Origin of the sequence: Martelella endophytica (assembly GCF_000960975.1) — a bacterium.
Lineage (GTDB): Bacteria > Pseudomonadota > Alphaproteobacteria > Rhizobiales > Rhizobiaceae > Martelella > Martelella endophytica.
The window spans coordinates 1,337,356-1,358,136 of record NZ_CP010803.1 but is presented as its reverse complement, the minus strand read 5'-3'; the positions used below and the strand labels follow the sequence as shown (position 1 = coordinate 1,358,136).

Genomic DNA, 20,781 nt, shown 5'->3' with positions numbered 1-20,781 from the left:
GCTGAGGCGCGAAGAAAAACGAGCGCGCGTGCGAATTTGTCGCACCGCTTCCAATCGGGTGGGCTTCAATAATGAAAACAATGACTAAACTTGATTTTCACACACCACTTTGAAGACCTGCGGGCTCCAGTCTAGAATTACTCTAATTCATTGGTATTGCGCGGGATTTGTCTTTTTTCTAAAGCTCGGCCCATAAGCTTGATCATCACGGTCCGCCTTGGCGGGCCATCATCCGGTGCTCAAAGCCCTTGCTCTTCTCCCGCCCCAGACGACGCTCGTCGCCTCTGGCGGCCGACCTGCCACAGGACTTTCGCATGGAGCCCGGACTGAAACCCAGGGTCGCTCGCGAGGTCGTCGGCAATGCTTGCAACATTCATCATCGGTCTGCGCGAGGGTCTGGAAGCCGCACTCATCGTCGGCATCATCGCCGCATTCCTGAAGAACAATGGCAAGAGCCTGGCCGGCATGTGGATCGGCGTCGTTCTGGCCGTGCTGCTGTCGATCGCGGTCGGCGTCGGGCTCAGCCTGGTGGAGCGCGCCCTGCCGCAGGCGGCGCAGGAGGGCATGGAGGCCGTGATCGGCGCCATCGCCATCATCTTCGTCACCGGCATGATCTTCTGGATGAACGCCCATGCCCGCGACATGAAGCGGCAGATCGAGGCGGAAACCGAAGAAGCGCTCGGCCGCTCCGGCACATTCGCGCTCGCCGGCATGGCCTTCCTTGCCGTGCTGAAGGAAGGTTTCGAGACCAGCGTGTTCCTGCTCGCGACCTTCTCGGCCGCCCAGTCTGCGGGCTATGCCGCTGCCGGCGCGGTGATCGGCCTTGCCGCCTCCGTCATCGTCGGCTGGGGCATCTATGCCGGCGGCATCCGCTTCAACCTGTCGAAATTCTTCCAGTTCACCGGCGCCTTCCTCATCCTCGTCGCCGCCGGTCTCGTGGTAACGTCACTGCGCACCGCGCATGAGGCCGGCTGGCTCAATGCCGGTCAGGAAACAACGGTGAGCCTCGCCTGGCTGGTCGCGCCCGGCACCATCCGCTCGGCGCTGATCACCGGCGTTCTCGGCATTCCGGCAGACCCGCGGCTTGTCGAGGTCGTCGGCTGGTTCGCCTATCTCGTTCCGGTCTCGCTTCTGGTCTACTGGCCGCGCAGCCATCGTCCGGGCCCGCAGGCCGCACGCCGGCTCAAACTTGCGGCAGCATCGGGTCTGGCGCTCGCCGCCGTGCTGCTCGCCGCGCTCTATCCGAAGCCCGAGCTTTTCACCCCAGCAACCGCCGACATCACCGCAAGTGGTGACAGCGCGCCCATCGGTCATATTGCGCTCGAAACGGACACGGCCGACAAGCCGGAGACGCTCCAGCTCACCATCGGTGGGAACACGACAACCCTGCCGATCGACGCAGCGACAGCGACCAGCGAGGCCTATGACGGTCTTCAGACGGTGAGCTACGACATCAGCCGGTCGGATGCCGATAGCGACCGCCCGGCCGAATTGTCGCTCAACGACCTCGTCACGCTTGCCGGCGGCCGGCTGCCGACCGGGGTCTCGCCGGCCCGCAATCCGGGCCCGTTCGACGCGGAATGGTCCGTGCACAGCGCCGTAAAGATCTGGACGGCCGACGGCCTGCTGCTCGACGGCAGCGGCCGCGACGCGACCATCCTCACTCTTTCCGGTGGCGGCCTGCAGACGCCGCGTTCGATCACCGTGCGCGACGATGCGGGCGGCGAATGGCAGGTGCAGCCCGATTATCGCAACACCGTCAAATCGGCGATCTATCGCTACGAGGCGGCGACGCATGAGCAGCATTTCTGGGCGCGGCTGGTGCCCGCGCTGCTGCTTGTCGCCGCGATTTTCGCCCTTGTCTCCCTCTGTCGCCCCGCGTCCGCCGGCACCTCGCGAAATCCGGCCGGGCGCGGCGCCCCATCAATCCAGAGCGCGAAAGGAACCGCTTTATGACACGCACGCTCACTTCGAAAATGCCGCTTCCGCTGGCAGTCGCCCTTGCCGGCTTTCTTGGCGCGGGTGCAGCCCTTGCCGAAGAAGCCCCGGTTGAAAACGGCGCCTCGCAGGTCGCCATCACGCTGACCGGCGATGACGGCGGTAGCTGCGTCCTCGACTACGACAGCGCCAAGGCCGGCCCGGTAACCTTCAGCGTTACCAACGAAACGGCAACCGCACTCACCGAGGTCGAGCTGCTCAACGAAAACCGCATTCTCGGCGAGAAGGAAAACCTCGCACCGGGTCTTCCGACGGTCTCCTTCACGGTCACGCTCGGCGGCGGAGACTATCAGGTCTATTGCCCGGGTGCCGGCACCGAACAGGTTGCCTTCGCCGTGACCGGCGCGCCGGCGCCGAAGCCGACCGGTGGCGTCACGGCCATTCTCGCGGAAGGCACCGAAGGCTACGGCAACTATGTCGACGGCATGGTCGACGCCATGGTCACCGCTGTTGATCGCCTGAAGGCCGACATCGATGCCGGCGACCTCGACAAGGCCAAGGAAGACTACGCCGCCGCCCGCCCGTTCTACGAGCGCATCGAATCCGATGTCGAGGGCTTCATCATGCCCGGCTTCGACGTCACCTCGAACGAAGGCAATCTCGACTACCTGATCGACATGCGTGAATCGAACCTCGACCCGGCGGTCGGCTGGCACGGTTTCCACGCCATCGAGCGCGATCTGTTCGGCAAGGGCGAAATCACCGACGAGACAAAGGACATGGCGGCCGAGCTGCAGACCAACGTCACCCATCTCGCCGAAGTCGCCAAGGGCCTCGACTTCATGCCGGAAGACCTCGCCAACGGCGCGGCATCGCTTCTGGAAGAAGTGCAGAGCGGCAAGATTTCCGGCGAGGAAGAAGCCTTCAGCCATTACGACCTTGTTGACTTCGCCGGCAATGTCGAAGGCGCCGAGCAGGCCTTCGCCTTCCTTCAGCCCGGCATGGAAGAAATCGATCCGGAGCTGACCAAGCAGGTCAACGACCAGTTTGCCAAGGTCAAGGTTCTGCTGGAAGACTACCGGGACCCGAACGCACCCGGCGGCTATGTGATCTACACCGCCGAACTGCGGGCCAGCGATGCCGCCAAGCTTTCGCGTGCGATCCAGTCGCTGCAAGAGCCGCTGTCGACGATCGCCGAAAAGGTGGCGACCGCGCAGTAAGCGCATGAACCGTGATCCCGGCGGTTTTCCGCCGGGACCTTCGCGCCTGCCGTCATGCAGGCAACTGCTCGAAGGACATGAAGATGAGCAAGGATAGAGCCTCCACGTCAGCGAAACTGTCGCGTCGCGGCCTGCTGGTCGGTGCTGCGGCAAGCCCGCTCGCCGCGATCGCCCTGCCGGCGGCCGCCGAGACCAGGCCGAGCGAGCCGGTCGACCATGTCAATCTCAACATGGAAGTGCCGTTTTACGGTTCGGGAGGCCAGGCTGGCGTGGAGACGCCGCCGCAGCGCTACATCCATTTCATGACCTTCGACCTCACCACCGTCAATCCGCGCGACCTGCAGGTGCTGCTGGCGCGCTGGTCGGCGGCGATCGCGCAGATGGCGAAGGGCGAGACCATCGGCCAGGTGGAACCCGCCCGCGAACACGGCATCGGCTTCGACACAGGCGAGGCGCTGGACCTCGGGCCGGCCTCGCTGACGGTGACAGTTGGCCTCGGCCCGGAAGTGTTTTCCGAGCGTCTCGGCCTTGCCGCGATGAAGCCGCAGTTTCTGAGGGAGCTCGAGCATCTGCCCAGCGATGCCTTCCTGCCGCAGTTTACCGGCGGCGATCTTTCGCTGCAGGCCTGCGCCGACGATCCGCAGGTCGCCTATCACGCGATCCGCGATCTCGCCCGCATTGCCAAGGATACCGGAGCCGCCTCCACCCGCTGGACGGTGATGGGTTTCGGCCGCGCTTCCGCCGGCAGGAACCAGGCGACGCCGCGCAATCTGCTCGGCTACAAGGACGGCACCCGCAACATCGCCGAGCCAGAGGATTTCGACAGGTTCGTGTGGACCCGTGACGATCCCGTCTGGGGCGGCATGGGCAGCTATCAGGTTGCCCGCAAGATCAAGATGCATATCGAGAACTGGGACGTCGACCGGGTCAGCGACCAGAACAATGTTTTCGGCCGGTTCAAGGTTTCCGGCGCGCCGTTGACGGGCACCGATGAATTCGACACGCCGGATTTCGGGAAGACGGACGCCGAGGGCAATCACGTCATCCCGCGTACATCCCATATCAGCCTTGCAGCCCACGAGAACAACGACGGCATCAAGATCCTGCGCCGATCCTATAACTATACCGAGGGCATCAACGAGGTGGGGCTGTTGAGTGCCGGCCTGCTGTTCATCAGCTATCAGAACGACCCGGCCCATTTCGAGCGCCTGCAGCAGCGCCTTGGCGCGGCCGACCGGCTCAACGAATACATCTCCCACATCGGCTCGGCGATCTTCTTCGTACCGCCGGCTCCGGAAGAAGGCCACTATATCGGACAGCAGATGTTCGGCTGACGCCAAGCGGGATTGCGATGATCACATCCTCGGGTCAAACCCGAGGATGACGCCCTTGGAAAGGACGACCCACCGTGAGGTCGCGCGCGTTCGAGGCGCGCTCAGCAGCCTACCCAACGAATGCCGCTACTTCTCGACCAGCTTGAGGTTGCGGTCGAAAACCTTCAGCACTTGGCGCAGGTCATGGCCGCGCTTCAGCACCAAGCCGGCGGTATTGGTGACGGAGAAGGCGCCCTGCTTTGCGGCAAGTTTCGGGTTTTTCTCGATCCGGTAGAGCGGCATCTCGCCCGCCCGCTTGAACACCGAGAACACCGCTCTGTCCTTCATGTGGTCGAGGGCATAGTCGCGCCACTCGCCCTCCCCCACCATGCGTCCGTAGATCCACAGGATGGCATCGAGTTCGCGGCGGTGAAAGGTGATCGGGAGAGGTTCGGCTTTCTGGCCGGAGCGGAACTGCGCGAGTTCCACCACATTCTCGCCAGAGGCATTTCCATCGCGTTGCGATTCCGACTTCCGGGCCATCGCTTCCTCGCATCAAGATGACAATTACAAGACAGTCTGCCCGGATCGACCAAAATTGCAAGGCCGGGCTCTGCCTTTTTGCGGCCACACAATGGCAGGGGCCAACGCTTTGTTAACCTTGGTCGGGTAGTGGTTTTCAGGTGCGTTTTACCCCAAGTCAGTAGTGCGTTTTGATGACTTCAGGCTCCCCACAACCGCTTGCGTCCGGCACGCCGTCCCTGCCGGTACCGCCCCGCGGTCCGTCTTTGGCCGGGGGTCGGCGATGAGCATCATCCGCAAGGATCTGGGTGTCCGCCCTCCCGCCCGCCTGAAGTCGAAGCTCTCCGTCGTCCGTCCCGGCCATGCCGTGCCCGATGTGCGGCTGGAGCTGAAGAGCGGCGGCGAATTCTCCATTTACTCTCATGCGCCAGACGAACTCGAAAAGGCCATGGACCGGCTCGCCTTCCAGGCGATCGAAACCAATGTGTTTCAGACCGCGCCCTTCTTCCTGCCGGCGCTGCGCCATAGCGGCGGCCAGCTGCGGCTTGCCGTCATCGAGGATGCGACCAACGCGGCTTCGGAGGACAACCTTGCGGCGCTGATGGCGTTCAGCGTCGAAGGCCATGGCAACCAGCAGGGTTCGCATGTCGTGGCACGCGCGCTCACCCGAGACGGCGGCGGCTATCACGCGCCGCTGGTTTCCCGCCACCGGCCGATGGCCACACTGGACCAGCTCTTCGAGGCGCTCGCCGGCTCGCTCGTCAACCTGCCGGGCGTGGTGGTGTTTCCGCAGTTGCTCGCCGACGGCCCTTTCATGCGCGCCGCACGTGCCGTCGCCGCCGCACGCGGCCTGCCCTTCCGGGTGAAGGCGACCGGCCGACGCCGGGCGCTGACCGGCCGTATCGATCCGACCACCGCGCTTTCGGAGGCCGAACGCGCCGCCTGGCAGGATTATCTCGGCAAATGGCAGGCCCTGCAAACCAAGGGGCGGCTCAGCTATTCCGTCGCCCGCAACCCGGCCGAGATCAGCACCGCGCTGGAGCGGCTGCACCAGCTTTCCGACCTTGCCGAACATGAAAGCCGGCTGGCGGCGACCGTGCCGGCCGCCCGCATGCTGGCCCGGCGCGACTGGCTGCGCATTCACTCGCTGCGCCAGAACGACCGCCTGCTTGCCGCGGCGATCCAGCCTGTCTTCCGCGGCGAGGCAACGATCTGGCAGATCTTCGAAAGGCCGGACATGGCCGATCACGCGATCGGCGAACAGCTGCTCGTGCGGCTGACGGAGTGGAACCTCGCCGACCCGAACATTACCGTTACCCGCGCCGACGCCGCAGCGCCCGCGGCCCTTGCCGAGCGCTTCTGGCCGACCGAGGAAGGCCGCGCCACCCTCGCCGTCGCCATCCGCCCGGGCCTGGAGCGGCAACTCGATTCGGTCGTGGATGCCGATCGCTGATCCCGGCGACAAAGGGGCCGGCCGCGGATTACACCTCTGTCGCTGTCGCGACATCTCTACCGAAACAAAAAAGGAAAAGGCTGCCGGAGCTTCGGATCAGAATGCTGCGTTCAGCGCCGCAACCCGCGCCGCAGGTCCTGAAAGCCTCACCCTGCGGCCGGCGCCTTCTTCCGCAAAGATGAGCCACAGCGCATCCTCGGGAAGATAGCCTTCGCCCCGCTCCGGCCATTCGATCAGGCTGATGCCCTCTTCCAGAGCCTCGTCGAGACCGAGTTCGATCAGTTCGCCGGGATCGCCGAGGCGGTAGAGGTCGAAGTGGTAGAGCGGCGGGGCGCCGTCATAGACCTGCACCAGGGTGAAGGTCGGGCTTGGCACTTCCATGTCGGGGTCAGACAGCCGGGCCCGGATCAGGGCGCGGGCAAGCGTCGATTTTCCCATGCCGAGATCGCCTTCCAGAAGCAGGCAATCGCCCTTGCGCATCAGCGGTGCGAGCACACCGGCAAAGGCGATGGTGGCGGCCTCGTCTGGAAGGAAACGCTCCGTCATTCGGCGGCGATGATTTCCGGCCCGCCCTTGGCTTCCGCAGCATCGGGAATGCGGCAGGAAACGGTGGTGCCGGCGCCGGGTTCGCTGTCGATGAACACCTTGCCGTGATGCAGGCCGACGAAGCTCTCGACGATCGCAAGGCCGAGACCCGCGCCTGCATACTGGGCCTGACGGCCACCGGATTCGAAGCGCGAGAACACGCTTTCCAGTGCATCCTCCGCGATGCCGGGGCCATTGTCGGTGACGGTGAAGACGAAATCGCCATTCTCGCGCCAGCAGGACAGCGCGACGATCGAGCCGCGCGGCGCATATTTGATGGCGTTGCCGAGGATCTTCAGCAGAACCTGCTTCAGCCGCTGGAAGTCCGCGGTGATCGGCCCGAGCGCCGGCGGCGCGGTGATTTCGAGGGTCACACCCATTTCCTGCAGGCGGCTCGAAATATCGTCAGCGACGCTGTCGATCAGGTCATCGAGCGACATTGCATCGAGTTCGAGCTGCAGGATACCGGCATCGGCCGATTTCAGATCGATCATGTCGTTGACGATGGTCATCAGAACCGACGAGGAATTGGCGATGTGATCGACGTAATTGCTCTGCCGCGCCGAAAGCGGTCCGATTTCCGGTGATTTCAGCAGTTCGGCGAAGCCCATGATCGAGGTGAGCGGCGTGCGCAGTTCGTGGCTGACATGTTCGAGGAAGGCGTTCTTCAACTCTTCCGCCTTGCGCAGCGCATCGTTCTTTTCCGTCAGCGCGCGCTCGACCTGCACCGAATCCGTCTTGTTGACGAAGGTCAGCATCGTTTGGGCATTCGGCAGCGGCGTCACCGCATAGTCGAGCACGAGGCCCGCGGAGAGCTCGAGCCGGCCCTGACGCGAGACCCGCTCATCGTCGAAGGAGGTGATCATCCGCGCAAACAGGCGCCAGCCGTCGCGCGCGCCGGGATCGGCCTCGCAGGCCTGCATCAGCGTGCGGATATGGGTGCCGGTCTCGGCATCCTTGATGCGCCAGAGATTGGCAAAGGCGGGGTTGGAAAGCTTCAGCCGGCCATCCGGCCCGAACACGGCGACACCTTCGGAAAGGTGGTCGATGGTTTCGCCCTGCACCTTCACCAGCGTATTGTAGCGGGTCTTCAGCGCCACCTGCTCGGTATGGTTCTCGAAAACCCAGGTCGTGCCACCGCCCGGATGGGCCGAGGCATAGACCGAAAGCGTCTCGCCGCTCGGCAGATACCAGAGGTCGGAATAGGGCTCGACGGCGCGATAGACGGACAGAGCCTTGTCCTTCCATTCGCGCCACTGATGCGGTTCCGGCAGCTTGCCATCGGCGCGCAGGCGCTCGAACAGCTCGCCATTGTCCGGATGGCTTTCGAGGAAGCCCATGTCGAGCTTCCAGAGTTTCTCGAAGGCCTCGTTGTAGAATTTCATCCGCCGGTTCTCGTCGAAGATGGCGACGGCCGTATTCAGATGGTTCAGCGTCTCGGCATGGCTTTCGAGCGTCTGTTCCAGCGTGTTCTCGATCGTCTCGAGCGCGGAAACGTCGGCCGCGATACCGGCTGAACCCTCGCCGTTCGGCACTTCGCGGATATCGAAGAAGGTGCGGCTTCCAGCCGTCACCACCGGCTGGCGGCCCGAGAACGGCTTGCCGGCCTTGATCGCCTCGTCGAGCTTCTGGCGGTTGGCTGGCGCGAGCAGCATGCGGTTTTCGGCAATCGCGTCTTCAAGGCTGTCGGCCTCGACCGCCTTCAGATAGGCACGGTTCGCCCAGATCAGCCGGCCTTCGCCATCGCGCTGCCAGCAGGGCATGTCGGTAGTCTCAAACAAGGCCTCGAAGCGGGCGAGCACGGCGTTGCGCCGCTTGTGCTGGACCTTCAGCTCGGCAAGCTCGGCGCGGATCGATTCCAGCGCGCCGAAGCGCACATGGGCGCGCCCGCCGGTGGTGCTGCCGATCACTTCCAGAACATAGCCGTTCTTCGTCTCCGCGAGCATTTCGAAGGCCTTGGCCTTGGCGCGCAGCGATGAAACCGCGGTCTGCAGCTGTTTGGTGCTGCCGGGCGAAAGCCAGTCGGAGAAGGCGAGGAAAGCGTGCTCGTCCTCGGGGGCACCGGCTTCTTCCGGAAGCGCGCCGAGGAATTCCGGCGCACTGTCCGGGCCGTCCCAGAAGATGATGCGGCGGTTCTTTTCCGCATTCAGCGCCTTGAGATTGGAGATGCGCTCGCGCTGTTCATCAAGCTCTGCCTTCAGCGTCTGGTTCTCGATCTCGGTGCGGCCGCGCAGGCGCATGAACCAGAGCGTCGAGAGCACGGTGGCAGCCAGGATGCCACCGAAGGCGGAGAGCACCATGACCTCGCGCGAGGACAGCGTCGGCGCTGCCACATCCAGGCTCTGGGCCATGGCATAGCCGGCCGAAAGCGTCAGCGCCGTCGAGGTCGCGAGCAGGCGCGTGGCACCGCCCAGCAGACGCTTCGTGTTCAGGCCCTCGTTGTTCTTGCCGCCCCGGCAAAGCTCCATATCGGTCTTCCGCATTCAATCATCTGGCAGGCTGCGCTCAAAAATCGCCGCATAAGCGCCCGTCTGCCGGTTTTCGGGCTTGTCATGTCGATGAAGATCCGGTCGATTTCCGCCGAATCGCCCTTCCCAAAACATAGACGCTTGGCGAATCCGCGAAAAGAGTCCGGCGGAAATAAAGCGGCCGCGCCCTTTGTGAAGGACGCGGCCAGATTAATGCGGTCATGTTTACCGTGGGGTTAATACCGCCCGGTTTCGGGCGGAAGAAACCCGTCAGTAGCGGTAATGTTCCGGCTTGAACGGGCCCTCAGGCGTGACGCCGATATAGGCGGCCTGTTCTTCCGACAGCACGGTCAGCTTGGCGCCGAGCTTTTCGAGATGCAGGCGGGCAACCTTTTCGTCGAGATGCTTCGGCAGAACGTGGACGGCGTTCTCGTACTTGTCGTGATGCTGGAAGATTTCCATCTGCGCCAGCACCTGGTTGGTGAACGATGCCGACATCACGAAGGACGGGTGGCCAGTCGCATTGCCGAGGTTCAGCAGACGGCCTTCGGACAAGAGGATGATCCGCTTGCCATCGGGGAAGCCGATCATGTCGACCTGCGGCTTGATGTTGGTCCACTTGTAATTGCGAAGCGACGAGACCTGGATCTCGTTGTCGAAGTGGCCGATATTGCCGACGATCGCCATGTCCTTCATCGCGCGCATGTGCTCGATGCGGATGATGTCCTTGTTGCCGGTGGTGGTGACGAAGATGTCGGCACTGTCGACGACGTCTTCCAGAACCACGACCTCGTAGCCATCCATCGCGGCCTGCAGTGCGCAGATCGGATCGGCTTCGGTGACCTTGACGCGGGCGCCGGCGCCGGAAAGCGAGGCGGCCGAGCCCTTGCCGACATCGCCGTAACCGCAGACGACGGCGACCTTGCCGGCCATCATCACGTCGGTGGCGCGGCGGATGCCGTCGACCAGCGATTCCTTGCAGCCATACTTGTTGTCGAACTTCGACTTGGTGACCGAGTCGTTGACGTTGATCGCCGGGAAGGGAAGCTGGCCGGCACGGGCAAGCTGGTAGAGACGGTTGACGCCGGTGGTGGTTTCTTCCGTCACGCCGAGGAGGGCGGCGCGCTGCTTGGTGAAGAAGCCGGGCGTTGCCGCCATGCGCTTCCTGATCTGCGCGAACAGCACTTCCTCTTCTTCCGAGCCGGGCTTGGAGAGAACGTCCTCGCCGGCCTCGGCACGGGCGCCGATCAGGATGTACATGGTGGCATCGCCGCCATCATCGAGGATCATGTTCGACTGACCGCCATCGGTCCACTGGAAGATCTGGTCGGTATAGGTCCAATATTCCTCGAGGCTCTCGCCCTTCACCGCATAGACCGGGATGCCGGCGGCAGCGATCGCTGCTGCGGCATGGTCCTGGGTCGAGAAGATATTGCACGATGCCCAGCGAACATCGGCGCCAAGCGCCTTCAGCGTCTCGATCAGCACCGCCGTCTGGATGGTCATGTGCAGCGAGCCGGAAATGCGCGCGCCCTTCAGCGGCTGGCTCTCGCCGAACTCGGCGCGCGACGCCATCAGGCCCGGCATTTCGGTTTCGGCGATGTCGATTTCCTTGCGGCCGAAATCGGCAAGCGCGATATCGGCGACATGATAGTCGTAGGTGCTCATCAATCACTCCGGAAACTGGAACTTGAAATGACGGGCAGCCTCGGCCCGCAGCTCTGCGAGCCTTACTATCAGCAAGCCCCGCCGCTGACAAGAAAGACATAAAGAAATCTTTATATCTTGATCGGCGCCTAGATCTCTTCGCCGAACCTGTCGGCAACCAGTGCCTCGATCGCCGAAAGCGCTGCCTCCGCCTCGGCGCCGGTGGCGCAGACGTTGATCGTGCTGTTGATCCCGGCGGCGAGCATCATGAGACCCATGATCGACGTGCCGCCGACGCTCATGCCATCCTTGGTGACGGTGACGGTCGCGGAGAAGCGCTCGACGGTCTGGACGAATTTCGCGGATGCCCGCGCGTGCAAGCCCCGACGGTTGACGATGACGAGGTCACGGGAAACTTTATCCATCCGGTCCTGCTATTTGCCCGAGAGGACGCGGCTTGCGACGTTGATATAGCGGCGGCCGGCATCCTCCGCCTCGGCCAACGCCTTGGTCATGTCGTTCTCGGTGCGCACCGCCACAAGCTTGATCAGCATCGGCAGGTTCACGCCGGCAATCACTTCGGTGGTGCCGCTATTCATCACCGAGATCGCGAGATTGGAGGGCGTTCCGCCGAACATGTCGGTGAGGATGATGACGCCGTTGCCGCTGTCGACCTTTCCGACGGCGGCGAGAATGTCGTCGCGGCGCCGATCCATATCGTCCTCGGGACCGATGGAAATCGTCTCGATCGCTTCCTGAGGCCCGACGACATGTTCGACAGCCAGCCGAAACTGCTCGGCAAGCCCACCATGAGTCACAAGCACCAGTCCGATCATGATCGCCACGCTCCCTTCACCCGGCGGCATGGCCGGAAAGCGGTTTCATTCCAACCTTCCGGCGCAGCGCCGGAAGGCTCGCCCACAAAGCAGGGCATACTGCCGGACATCTTGTCGAAGCGCGCGCGAAGTGCAAGCCAAAACGGCAAAATTGTGTCGACAATTCCGCCCGCCGGACCGGCCCTGATGCAGGGTGGGCACACCGTTGCCACTCAGCCCTCCACCAGCCGCGGGCGGGCAACAAGCCCGGATTCCAGCCCCGGACAGGCCGCCGCGAGAAACGAAAACGGATCGGGCGAAGGCCAGGAAAGATTGATCGCCGGCAGGGCCAGGCCCGGCGCAAGCGCAAGCGTTGCAGCGGCTTCCGGCAGCCTTTCCCCCGCGCCCGGCGCAAGCGGGTAGACCGCGAAATCGAGGCAGGCGGCATCCAGCTGATTGCAACGTTCCAGCCGGGCGAGACCCGTGCCGCGCAACTCGATGAGACCGGCGATCGCAGGCGGGGCCTCGGCAACGAGGCGGCCATTTGCCGCGGTGACGAAGACCTGGTCATCGGCGACGAGCGCGGCAAAGAGCCCCCTGAGGCGAGCCGCCGAAATCAGCGATAGCGCCAGCGCGCTCTTGCCCGCACCGGAGGCGCCGGCGATGAGGATGCCGGTCGCGCCGAGGACGATCGCCGTGCCGTGCATGTTGAGGCGGGTGCTCATGCGCTCTTGCCGCTGGCCGCCGGCAGGCGCAGCGTGAAGCGGGCGCCCTTGACCTCGCCGGTTTCCTCGTCGGTGACATTGCCCGCCGTCAGCGTGCCGCCATGGGCTTCGGCGATCTGGCGCGAGATCGAAAGGCCGAGGCCGGAATTCTGGCCGAAGGCCTCGCTGTCCGGCCGGTCGGTGTAGAAGCGCTCGAAGATCCGCTCGATCGCATCGGCGCGGATGCCGGGACCATTGTCATCGACGGTGACGACAATGTGGTTGCGGGTGCGGGTGAGCGTCACATTGATCTCGCCGCCGGTCTCCGGAACGAAGGAACGGGCGTTCTCGATCAGGTTGGTGACGATCTGGCCGATCCTCAGATCGTGGCCGAAGACATCGAAGGCGCCCTTGCCGTGATGGCCGGCCTGGACGGTGAATCCGATCTTCACCTTCTTGTGCCGGCGCCCTGTCTCGCGCGAAATGGTGATCAGGTCGTTCAGAAGGACCTGCGCGTCAAAGCGCTTGGCGTCCTCACGGGCGAGTTCGGCATCGAGGCGCGAGGCATCGGAAATGTCGCTGATCAGCCTGTCGAGGCGGCGCACGTCATGCTGGATGATATCGGTGAGGCGCGCCTTGCTCTCTTCCGTCTTGGCAAGCGGCAGGGTCTCGACCGCGCTTCGAAGCGAAGTCAGCGGGTTTTTCAGCTCGTGGGCGACGTCGGCGGCGAAGCTGTCGATCGCGTCGATCCGGTCGTAAAGCGCAGTGGTCATTTCCCGAAGCGCCGTCGACAGATGGCCGATCTCATCCTGACGCGCCGAAAAGTCCGGGATCTCCTCACGCTCGCGCGGACCGCCGCGACGCACCCTGACGGCGGCCTCGGAGAGCCGGCGGAGCGGGCTCGCAATCGTCGAGGACAGCATGAAGGAAAGGATCATGGTGACCAGCGCCGTCACGCCGAACACGCGGATGATGGCAATGCGTTCGGCGTGGACGATCTTGTCGATGTCACCGGCCTGGGTGGAGAGCAGCAGCACGCCGAGCACGGCGCGGAAACGCTGGATCGGCACGGCGACGGAGACGATCAGCTTGCCCTTGTCGGTGACGCGCACGACGGCGGAGCGCTGCGCATCGAGCGCCTTTTCCACTTCCGGATAGATCGAGCCGTCACCGCCGGGCGCCTCCTCATAACGCGGCAGGTTGCCCGGCTGCAGCAGCCGGTTCATCAGGTTGCCGAGCCGATCGCCGATCGTCTCGGCGGTCGATTCCGAAGACGGCGGCAGGTCGTAGCGCAACACCTGGCCGCGCGAATAGAGGAATCGCGAATCGAGGATCAGGTTGGCATCGGGGTCGAAGATGCGGGCGCGGGTACGCGTCGGCGAGATCAGCCGTCTGAGGATCGGCGCCACCTTTTCCGGATTGAGCGGAAACCTGAGGTCCTCGTCGCTGGAGGTCGGCCGCGCGCTTTCGCCCGCCTGCAGCTCGAGAAGCTTCTGCGGGTCGATCGTCATCGTATCGGTTTCGACGGAGGCGGAGGAGGCGATGGCGCCGGCAATGATCTCGCCCTGCGTCAACAGGCTTTCAACGCGGGCATCGATCAGGCCCTCGCGGAACTGGTTGAGGTAGAGAATGCCGCCGACGAGGAAGAACAGCGCCAGCAGGTTGAAGAACAGGATGCGCCAGTTGAGGCTCGAAAAAACCGTCGAGGCCAGAAGCCAGCGCATCACCGAAAAGGGTTTGCGCCAGCGCCGTGCCGGTTTGGCTGCCGCCGGTTTTTCGCTCGTCTCTGTCAAGCCTGACCCTGTCTGACCATGGTGGCGGCCGGACCTGAGTCCGCGCCTTTCCTAAGCTAGGCCGCTTCGCGGAAGCGATAGCCAACGCCGTAGAGGGTTTCGATCATGTCGAAATCGGTGTCAACCAGCTTGAACTTCTTGCGCAGCCGCTTGATGTGGCTGTCGATGGTGCGGTCGTCGACATAGACCTGGTCGTCATAGGCCGCATCCATCAGGGCATCGCGGCTCTTGACCACGCCGGGACGCTGGGCAAGCGACTGGAGGATCAGGAACTCGGTCACCGTCAGCGTCACGGCGTCACCCTTCCAGGTGCAGGTGTGGCGCTCGCGGTCCATGACCAGAGGTCCACGCTCCAGCGGCCGGTTGGCCTCGTTCTCGCTCGGCTTGGCACCGCCGACGGCGGCCGCCTCGCGGGCGGCGGAGCGGCGCAGCACGGCGCGCACGCGCTCGACCAGAAGCCGCTGTGAGAACGGCTTGGTGATGAAGTCGTCCGCGCCCATCTTCAGCCCGAACAATTCGTCGATCTCCTCGTCCTTGGAGGTGAGGAAGATCACCGGAATGTCGGATTTCTGGCGCAAACGCCGCAGAAGTTCCATCCCGTCCATGCGCGGCATCTTGATGTCGAAAATGGCGAGCTGCGGCGGATTGGCCTGAAGCCCGGTCAGCGCCGTGGCGCCGTCCGTATAGGTGTCGACCCGGTAACCTTCGGATTCGAGTGCAATCGAAACCGAGGTCAGAATGTTCCGGTCGTCATCCACCAGAGCAATCGTCTGCATGCTTGAGAACTCCTTGCGTGTGTTTCTTTCGAAAGACCCGTCTCTTCGTTTCTAGCATTTCTTGGAAAGAAACTGGAACAAATTGTGGCAAAGCCAACCGGCACGGGCGGTTCTCCCCTTCAAATCGTTCGGAATGCAAAATCTTCAAGAGGCACTTAAGGCGCTGTATCGGCAGTGGATTTCGCTTTTTAGGTGATCAAAATACAACTCGTTAAAACGATTAAATAACTGATACTATTACATATTTTTAATTTTACTCTTGCCTCATGCGAAATAATTTAATACCAATTTAAAATATTGAATTCGTCAAGAGGAGTGAAAGCGTGGCGGAGCACGGCATCTACAATCTCGCATGTCCAGTCGCAGCCCAGGGCCTCAACGCCCCGGCTTCGGTGTTCTACAACCTTCTGCCGGCGGCACTGTGCGAGGCATCGCTTGCCCGCGGCGAGGCGGTGCTGACCGCCGACGGGGCGCTCAGGGCGCTGACCGGCCAGCACACCGGCCGCTCCGCCAAGGACAAGTTCATCGTGATCGACGATGCCACGCGCGACGATATCTGGTGGGACAACAACAAGGCGATGACGCCCGAGCATTTCGCCCTGCTGAGGGCCGACATGCTGGCCCACGCCGATGGCCGCGAACTCTACGTGCAGGATCTCGCCGGCGGCGCAGATGCAGAGAGCCGGCTGCCGGTGCGCGTGATCACCGAATACGCCTGGCATGCGCTGTTCATCCGCAACCTGCTGCTGCGGCCCGAACGCCCGGCGCTCGAGAGCTTCATTCCGAAGCTCACCATCATCAACCTGCCGAGCTTTGCCGCCGATCCGCGCCGCCATGGCTGCCGCACGGAGACGGTGATTGCCTGCGATCTCGAGGCCGGGCTGGTGCTGATTGCCGGCACCTCCTATGCCGGCGAGATGAAGAAGTCGGTGTTCACTGCGCTCAACTACGCGCTGCCGCCGGCAGGCGTGATGCCGATGCACTGCTCGGCCAATGTCGGGCCAGATGGCGACGCGGCCGTGTTCTTCGGTCTGTCGGGCACCGGCAAGACGACGCTGTCCGCCGACCCGGCCCGCACGCTCATCGGCGACGACGAGCACGGCTGGGGCGAAAACGGCCTCTTCAATTTCGAGGGCGGCTGCTACGCCAAGACCATCCGCCTCTCGGCCGAGGCTGAACCGGAAATCTTCGCCACCACGAAGCGCTTCGGGACCGTGCTCGAAAACGTTGTTCTCGACGGAGATCGCGTTCCGGATTTCGATGACGGTTCGCTCACCGAGAACACGCGCTGCGCCTATCCGCTGGATTTCATTCCGAATGCCTCGGCCACCGGCCTCGCGCCGCATCCGAAGACGATCATCATGCTGACGGCGGACGCTTTCGGCGTGCTGCCGCCGATCGCGCGGCTGACACCGGACCAGGCGATGTACCACTTCCTGTCGGGCTACACCGCGAAAGTGGCCGGCACCGAAAAGGGCGTGACCGAGCCTGAGGCGACCTTCTCCACCTGTTTCGGCGCCCCCTTCATGCCGCGTCATCCGGCGGAATACGGCAATCTGCTGAAGGCGTTGATAGCCCGCCACGGCGTCACCTGCTGGTTGGTCAACACCGGCTGGACCGGCGGCGCCTATGGCGTTGGCAAACGCATGCCGATCCGCCAGACAAGAGCGATGCTTGCCGAGGCCCTCTCCGGCCGCCTGAATGATGCCGAATTCCGCGCCGACCCATATTTCGGCTTTGCCGTACCCGTGGCGGTCCCCGGTGTCGATACCGCGATCCTGAACCCGCGTGGCACCTGGGCCGATGCGGCCGCCTATGATGCGCAGGCGGCGAAGCTGGTCGACATGTTCGTGGCGAACTTCGCCAAGTTCGAGGCGCATGTGGATGCCGGTGTTGCCGCGGCAGCCCCGCATATGCTGGTGGCCGCCTGAACCAAGCGTTCCTGAGGAGGAGCAGGCCCGGCCGCCGCAAGGCGCCGGGCCATTTCCGTCTTGCGGGGCGGGGTGCGGCCATGTGATAACGCGCCATGGCCTCAAGCGATCTCTTCATCAATGACAACATCACCATTTTCGGCTGGGAGCTGACCGAGCAGTTCGTGCTCGCCGGCGGACCGGGCGGGCAGAATGTCAACAAGGTCGCAACCGCCGTTCAGCTGTTCTTTCCGGTGCTGTCGTCGCCCTCGCTGCCCGAGCGGGTAAAGCGCAATCTCCTGCGCATCGGTGGCCGCAAGGTGTCAAAGGACGGCGTGCTGCTGGTCGAGGCCAATCGCTTCCGCAGCCAGGAGCGCAACCGCGAGGATGCACGCGAGCGGCTGAAGGAAATGGTTCTGGAGGCAGCGGCCCCGCCGCCGCCGGCAAGGCGCAAGACGCGGCCGACAAAGGGCTCCATCGAACGGCGCCTGAAGGCAAAGGCCGGCCGTGCCAACATCAAGAAGGCCCGCGCCAAGCCGACCCGGGAGGATTGAGGCGATGGCAACCGAGAAACAGGCATTGCCGGACGGCTTCCGGTATCTACCCGACCATCTCGATCGCGCCGCGCAGGAGGTCCTCGTCGGCGAGATCCGCGCCGTCGTGGCCGCAGCCCCGCTCTATGTGCCGACCATGCCGCGCACCGGCAAACCGATGTCGGTCAGGATGACCAATTGCGGCAGGCTCGGCTGGGTGACGGACAAGGCGCGCGGCTACCGCTATCAGGAGACCCATCCGGCCACCGGAAAGCCCTGGCCGCCGATCCCCGAACGCCTGCTGGCACTCTGGCAGGAGCTTGCCGGCTTCGAAGCCCCGCCCGAGGCCTGCCTCGTCAATTTCTACGACGATACGGCCAAGATGGGCATGCATCAGGACAGCGACGAGGCCGAATTCGCCGCCCCCGTGCTCTCGATCTCGCTCGGCGACACGTGCCTGTTCCGCATCGGCGGGACCGAGCGCAGCGACAAGGCGCAGTCGCTGAAGCTTGCCAGCGGCGATATCGTGCTTTTGGCCGGCAAGAGCCGCCTCGCCTATCACGGTGTCACCCGCACCTATCCCGGCACGTCAACGCTTCTGAAGAACGGCGGCCGCATCAATCTGACGCTACGGCGCGTGACGCCGATCTGAGGCCCGCCAGCGCATCTTCGTCCGACTCAGGCTGACACCACTTCAAGAGTTACCCAAGCCGTCCAGCCGTCATAATATTCCCTTAGCGCGGCTGCTTGACGCATTTATTACTAACTGGTAGGTAACAACCACTAAAGGGAGGACTTCATGACAGATACGATCGGGATCATCATGCACGGCGTCACCGGCCGCATGGGGATGAACCAGCACCTTATCCGCTCGGTGCTTGCCATTCGCGCTGAAGGCGGCATCAGGCTGAAGGACGGCCGCAAGGTGATGCCGGACCCGATCATCGTCGGCCGCAATGCCGCCAAGATCGAGGAACTGGCGAAGCGCCACGGTGTCGAGCGCGTCACCACCGATCTCGATGCGGCTCTTGCCGACCCCTACAATGTTATCTTCTTCGATGCCGCCTCCACCAAGCTGCGCCCGACGCTTCTGAAGAAGGCGATCGATGCCGGCAAGCATGTCTATTCCGAGAAGCCAGTTTCCGAGGGTCTCGAAGAGGCCGTTGAGATCGCCCGCTATGCCAAGGCGAAGGGCGTCAAGAACGGCATCGTCCACGACAAGCTCGACCTTCCCGGCCTCGTCAAGCTGAAGCGGCTGCGCGATAACGGCTTCTTCGGCAAGATCCTGTCCGTGAAGGGCGAGTTCGGCTACTGGGTTTTCACCGGCGAGGACCAGCCGGCGCAACGCCCGAGCTGGAACTACCGCGCCGCAGATGGCGGCGGCATGGTGTCCGACATGCTCTGCCACTGGCGCTATGTGCTCGACAATGTCGTCGCCCCGGTGAAATCGGTCTCCTGCACCACTGCAACCCATATCCCGACCCGTTTCGACGAAGAGGGCAAGGAATACAAGGCGACCGCCGATGACGCGGCCTATGCCACCTTCCAGCTCGAAGGCGATATCGTCGCCCACATCAATTCGAGCTGGTGCACCCGTGTCCGCCGTGATGATCTCGTGACCTTCCAGATCGACGGCACCCATGGTTCCGCCGTTGCCGGCCTGCACAAGTGCGTGAGCCAGCACCGCGCCAACACGCCGAAGCCGGTATGGAACCCGGACGAACCGCAGAAGATGAACTTCTTCGAAGACTGGCAGGAAGTGCCGGACAACACCGTGTTCGACAACGGCTTCAAGGTGCAGTGGGAACAGTTCCTGCGCCATGTACTGGAAGACGGTCCCTGGGCCTACACGCTGACCGAAGGCGCCAAGGGCGTGCAACTTGCCGAAGCTGGCTACAAGAGCGCCCGCGAACGCCGCTGGGTCGATCTGGAGGATCTCGGCATATGAGCACCGTCAGCCTTCCGACCGCCGCCGGCGGCATCGAGAAATTCGCCTTTTCCGGCACGAGCGTAGCGCCCGATGGCGGCGACTGGAACCGCAAGGTGTTTGCCGCCGCGCATGTCGTGGTCGACCCCCTCGCCGATAACAATCCCTGGTCCGACTGCAATGTCGACTGGGAGAAGACGATGGCATTCCGCCGCCATCTCTGGTCACTCGGCTTCGGCGTTGCGGAAGCCATGGACACCGCCCAGCGCGGCATGGGCATAGACTGGCCGACCTCGCTCGAGCTGATCCAGCGCTCCGTCAAGGAGGCGAAGGCCGGCGGTCATTCGATCGCCTGCGGCGCAGGCACCGACCACCTCGACCCGGCCGATGCCAAGACCATCGACGATGTGATCGCGGCCTATGAAATGCAGTGCGAAGCGGTCGAGGCGACCGGCGGTCAGGTGATCCTGATGGCCTCGCGCGCGCTCTGCAAGGTTGCCAAAAGCGCCGACGACTATGCCCTCGTCTATGGCCGCATTCTTTCCGGCCTGAAGCAACCGGCCGTGCTGCACTGGCTCGGCGAGATGTTCGACCCGGCGCTTGAGGGCTACTGGGCGAGCACCGATCATATGGTGGCAATGGACACCTGCCTGAAGGTGATCGAGGATAATGCCGCGAAGGTCGACGGCATCAAGATCTCGCTGCTTTCGGCGGAAAAGGAAATCGCCATGCGCCGCCGGCTGCCGGATGGCGTGAAGATGTATACCGGCGACGATTTCAACTATCCCGAACTCATCGCCGGCGACGATCACGGCTATAGCCACGCGCTTCTCGGCATCTTCGATCCGATCGCGCCGGTTGCCGCGACCGGGCTTGCGGCGTTGGCGAAAGGCGACATGCAGCGCTGGGGCGCGGTGATGGAGCCGACCGTGCCGCTGTCGCGCCACATCTTCAAGGCGCCGACCCGCTACTACAAGACCGGCGTCGTGTTCCTAGCCTATCTGATGGGCCATCAGGACCACTTCACCATGCTCGGTGGCCAGCAGAGCGCCCGCTCGGCGCAGCATCTGGCCGATATCGTGCGCCTTGCCGATGCCGCCGGGCTGATCGCGGATACCGAGATGGCCGCAACCCGCACCGCGCTGGTGATGGCCACCCACGGCATCGGGGTCTGATG

Annotated in this window: 18 protein-coding genes; 9 read left to right on the top strand and 9 right to left on the bottom strand. The window is 63.7% G+C overall.

Annotated features, from left to right (window positions below):
* Positions 1 to 360 precede the first annotated feature (360 nt).
* The 3 genes from efeU (at position 361) to TM49_RS06200 (ending at position 4,492) form a co-directional block, all read left to right on the top strand.
* Positions 361 to 1,956, top strand: a complete 1,596-nt coding sequence (gene efeU, locus TM49_RS06210) for an iron uptake transporter permease EfeU (RefSeq protein ID WP_045679997.1) — start codon at positions 361 to 363, stop codon at positions 1,954 to 1,956.
* The gene (gene efeO, locus TM49_RS06205) at positions 1,953 to 3,158 is read left to right on the top strand and encodes an iron uptake system protein EfeO (RefSeq protein WP_082074635.1); all 1,206 of its coding nucleotides are present in this window, start codon (positions 1,953 to 1,955) and stop codon (positions 3,156 to 3,158) included. Before efeU ends, efeO begins: the two co-directional genes overlap by 4 nt.
* 83 nt (positions 3,159 to 3,241) lie before the next feature.
* On the top strand, positions 3,242 to 4,492 hold the full coding sequence (locus TM49_RS06200; RefSeq protein WP_201777031.1) for a Dyp-type peroxidase: 1,251 nt from the start codon (positions 3,242 to 3,244) through the stop codon (positions 4,490 to 4,492).
* Positions 4,493 to 4,618: 126 nt separating this feature from the next.
* Here the strand turns inward: TM49_RS06200 and TM49_RS06195 are convergent, their stop codons facing one another.
* Positions 4,619 to 5,014, bottom strand: coding sequence for a DUF2794 domain-containing protein (locus TM49_RS06195; RefSeq protein ID WP_045679995.1), 396 nt, complete (start codon positions 5,012 to 5,014; stop codon positions 4,619 to 4,621).
* A gap of 262 nt (positions 5,015 to 5,276) precedes the next feature.
* Between TM49_RS06195 and TM49_RS06190 the strand changes: the two genes are divergently transcribed.
* The gene (locus TM49_RS06190; protein WP_045679994.1) at positions 5,277 to 6,446 is read left to right on the top strand and encodes a GNAT family N-acetyltransferase; all 1,170 of its coding nucleotides are present in this window, start codon (positions 5,277 to 5,279) and stop codon (positions 6,444 to 6,446) included.
* 96 nt (positions 6,447 to 6,542) lie between these two features.
* Here TM49_RS06190 and tsaE read toward each other — a convergent pair whose 3' ends face one another.
* The 8 genes from tsaE to TM49_RS06150 form a co-directional block, all read right to left on the bottom strand.
* Positions 6,543 to 6,992, bottom strand: coding sequence for a tRNA (adenosine(37)-N6)-threonylcarbamoyltransferase complex ATPase subunit type 1 TsaE (tsaE, locus tag TM49_RS06185; protein WP_045679993.1), 450 nt, complete (start codon positions 6,990 to 6,992; stop codon positions 6,543 to 6,545).
* Positions 6,989 to 9,499 carry a PAS domain-containing sensor histidine kinase gene (locus TM49_RS06180; protein ID WP_045684852.1) on the bottom strand — a complete coding sequence of 837 codons (2,511 nt, stop codon included), beginning with the start codon at positions 9,497 to 9,499 and terminating at the stop codon, positions 6,989 to 6,991. The genes tsaE and TM49_RS06180 overlap by 4 nt, the downstream gene beginning before the upstream one ends.
* A 270-nt stretch (positions 9,500 to 9,769) precedes the next feature.
* The gene (ahcY, locus tag TM49_RS06175; RefSeq protein WP_045679992.1) at positions 9,770 to 11,167 is read right to left on the bottom strand and encodes an adenosylhomocysteinase; all 1,398 of its coding nucleotides are present in this window, start codon (positions 11,165 to 11,167) and stop codon (positions 9,770 to 9,772) included.
* A gap of 128 nt (positions 11,168 to 11,295) precedes the next feature.
* Positions 11,296 to 11,571 carry an HPr family phosphocarrier protein gene (locus TM49_RS06170; RefSeq protein WP_045679991.1) on the bottom strand — a complete coding sequence of 92 codons (276 nt, stop codon included), beginning with the start codon at positions 11,569 to 11,571 and terminating at the stop codon, positions 11,296 to 11,298.
* 9 nt (positions 11,572 to 11,580) lie between these two features.
* Entirely contained in the window at positions 11,581 to 11,982 is a 402-nt protein-coding gene (locus tag TM49_RS06165) for a PTS sugar transporter subunit IIA (protein ID WP_045684851.1), read from the bottom strand.
* 212 nt (positions 11,983 to 12,194) lie between these two features.
* Positions 12,195 to 12,686, bottom strand: a complete 492-nt coding sequence (locus TM49_RS06160; RefSeq protein ID WP_045679990.1) for an HPr kinase/phosphorylase — start codon at positions 12,684 to 12,686, stop codon at positions 12,195 to 12,197.
* Entirely contained in the window at positions 12,683 to 14,389 is a 1,707-nt protein-coding gene (locus tag TM49_RS06155; RefSeq protein WP_244464852.1) for a sensor histidine kinase, read from the bottom strand. The genes TM49_RS06160 and TM49_RS06155 overlap by 4 nt, the downstream gene beginning before the upstream one ends.
* A 125-nt stretch (positions 14,390 to 14,514) precedes the next feature.
* Positions 14,515 to 15,234 carry a response regulator transcription factor gene (locus TM49_RS06150; RefSeq protein WP_045679988.1) on the bottom strand — a complete coding sequence of 240 codons (720 nt, stop codon included), beginning with the start codon at positions 15,232 to 15,234 and terminating at the stop codon, positions 14,515 to 14,517.
* A 323-nt stretch (positions 15,235 to 15,557) separates the two neighbouring features.
* On the opposite strand from TM49_RS06150, the gene TM49_RS06145 reads away from it, so the two are divergent.
* From TM49_RS06145 to TM49_RS06125, 5 genes are all read left to right on the top strand, one after another.
* A complete protein-coding gene (locus TM49_RS06145) occupies positions 15,558 to 17,165 on the top strand; it encodes a phosphoenolpyruvate carboxykinase (RefSeq protein ID WP_045679987.1) in 1,608 nt (535 codons plus the stop codon).
* A gap of 95 nt (positions 17,166 to 17,260) precedes the next feature.
* A complete protein-coding gene (arfB, locus tag TM49_RS06140; RefSeq protein ID WP_045679986.1) occupies positions 17,261 to 17,698 on the top strand; it encodes an alternative ribosome rescue aminoacyl-tRNA hydrolase ArfB in 438 nt (145 codons plus the stop codon).
* A 4-nt stretch (positions 17,699 to 17,702) separates the two neighbouring features.
* Positions 17,703 to 18,329: an alpha-ketoglutarate-dependent dioxygenase AlkB family protein gene (locus tag TM49_RS06135; protein ID WP_045679985.1), complete on the top strand. Its 627-nt coding sequence runs from the start codon at positions 17,703 to 17,705 to the stop codon at positions 18,327 to 18,329.
* A 147-nt stretch (positions 18,330 to 18,476) separates the two neighbouring features.
* Positions 18,477 to 19,625, top strand: coding sequence for a Gfo/Idh/MocA family protein (locus TM49_RS06130; RefSeq protein ID WP_045679984.1), 1,149 nt, complete (start codon positions 18,477 to 18,479; stop codon positions 19,623 to 19,625).
* The gene (locus TM49_RS06125) at positions 19,622 to 20,779 is read left to right on the top strand and encodes a dihydrodipicolinate synthase family protein (RefSeq protein ID WP_045679983.1); all 1,158 of its coding nucleotides are present in this window, start codon (positions 19,622 to 19,624) and stop codon (positions 20,777 to 20,779) included. The genes TM49_RS06130 and TM49_RS06125 overlap by 4 nt, the downstream gene beginning before the upstream one ends.
* Positions 20,780 to 20,781 lie beyond the last annotated feature (2 nt).

Coding starts and splice junctions, on each gene's coding strand:
- TM49_RS06180 (WP_045684852.1), bottom strand. CDS start 9,499: ATGGAGCTTTGCCGGGGCGGCAAGAACAACGAGGGCCTGAACACGAAG.
- TM49_RS06190 (WP_045679994.1), top strand. CDS start 5,277: ATGAGCATCATCCGCAAGGATCTGGGTGTCCGCCCTCCCGCCCGCCTG.
- TM49_RS06200 (WP_201777031.1), top strand. CDS start 3,242: ATGAGCAAGGATAGAGCCTCCACGTCAGCGAAACTGTCGCGTCGCGGC.
- TM49_RS06160 (WP_045679990.1), bottom strand. CDS start 12,686: ATGAGCACCCGCCTCAACATGCACGGCACGGCGATCGTCCTCGGCGCG.
- efeO (WP_082074635.1), top strand. CDS start 1,953: ATGACACGCACGCTCACTTCGAAAATGCCGCTTCCGCTGGCAGTCGCC.
- efeU (WP_045679997.1), top strand. CDS start 361: ATGCTTGCAACATTCATCATCGGTCTGCGCGAGGGTCTGGAAGCCGCA.
- TM49_RS06170 (WP_045679991.1), bottom strand. CDS start 11,571: ATGGATAAAGTTTCCCGTGACCTCGTCATCGTCAACCGTCGGGGCTTG.
- TM49_RS06195 (WP_045679995.1), bottom strand. CDS start 5,014: ATGGCCCGGAAGTCGGAATCGCAACGCGATGGAAATGCCTCTGGCGAG.
- TM49_RS06125 (WP_045679983.1), top strand. CDS start 19,622: ATGAGCACCGTCAGCCTTCCGACCGCCGCCGGCGGCATCGAGAAATTC.
- TM49_RS06130 (WP_045679984.1), top strand. CDS start 18,477: ATGACAGATACGATCGGGATCATCATGCACGGCGTCACCGGCCGCATG.
- ahcY (WP_045679992.1), bottom strand. CDS start 11,167: ATGAGCACCTACGACTATCATGTCGCCGATATCGCGCTTGCCGATTTC.
- TM49_RS06150 (WP_045679988.1), bottom strand. CDS start 15,234: ATGCAGACGATTGCTCTGGTGGATGACGACCGGAACATTCTGACCTCG.
- TM49_RS06165 (WP_045684851.1), bottom strand. CDS start 11,982: ATGATCGGACTGGTGCTTGTGACTCATGGTGGGCTTGCCGAGCAGTTT.
- TM49_RS06155 (WP_244464852.1), bottom strand. CDS start 14,389: ATGCGCTGGCTTCTGGCCTCGACGGTTTTTTCGAGCCTCAACTGGCGC.
- TM49_RS06135 (WP_045679985.1), top strand. CDS start 17,703: ATGGCAACCGAGAAACAGGCATTGCCGGACGGCTTCCGGTATCTACCC.
- arfB (WP_045679986.1), top strand. CDS start 17,261: ATGGCCTCAAGCGATCTCTTCATCAATGACAACATCACCATTTTCGGC.
- tsaE (WP_045679993.1), bottom strand. CDS start 6,992: ATGACGGAGCGTTTCCTTCCAGACGAGGCCGCCACCATCGCCTTTGCC.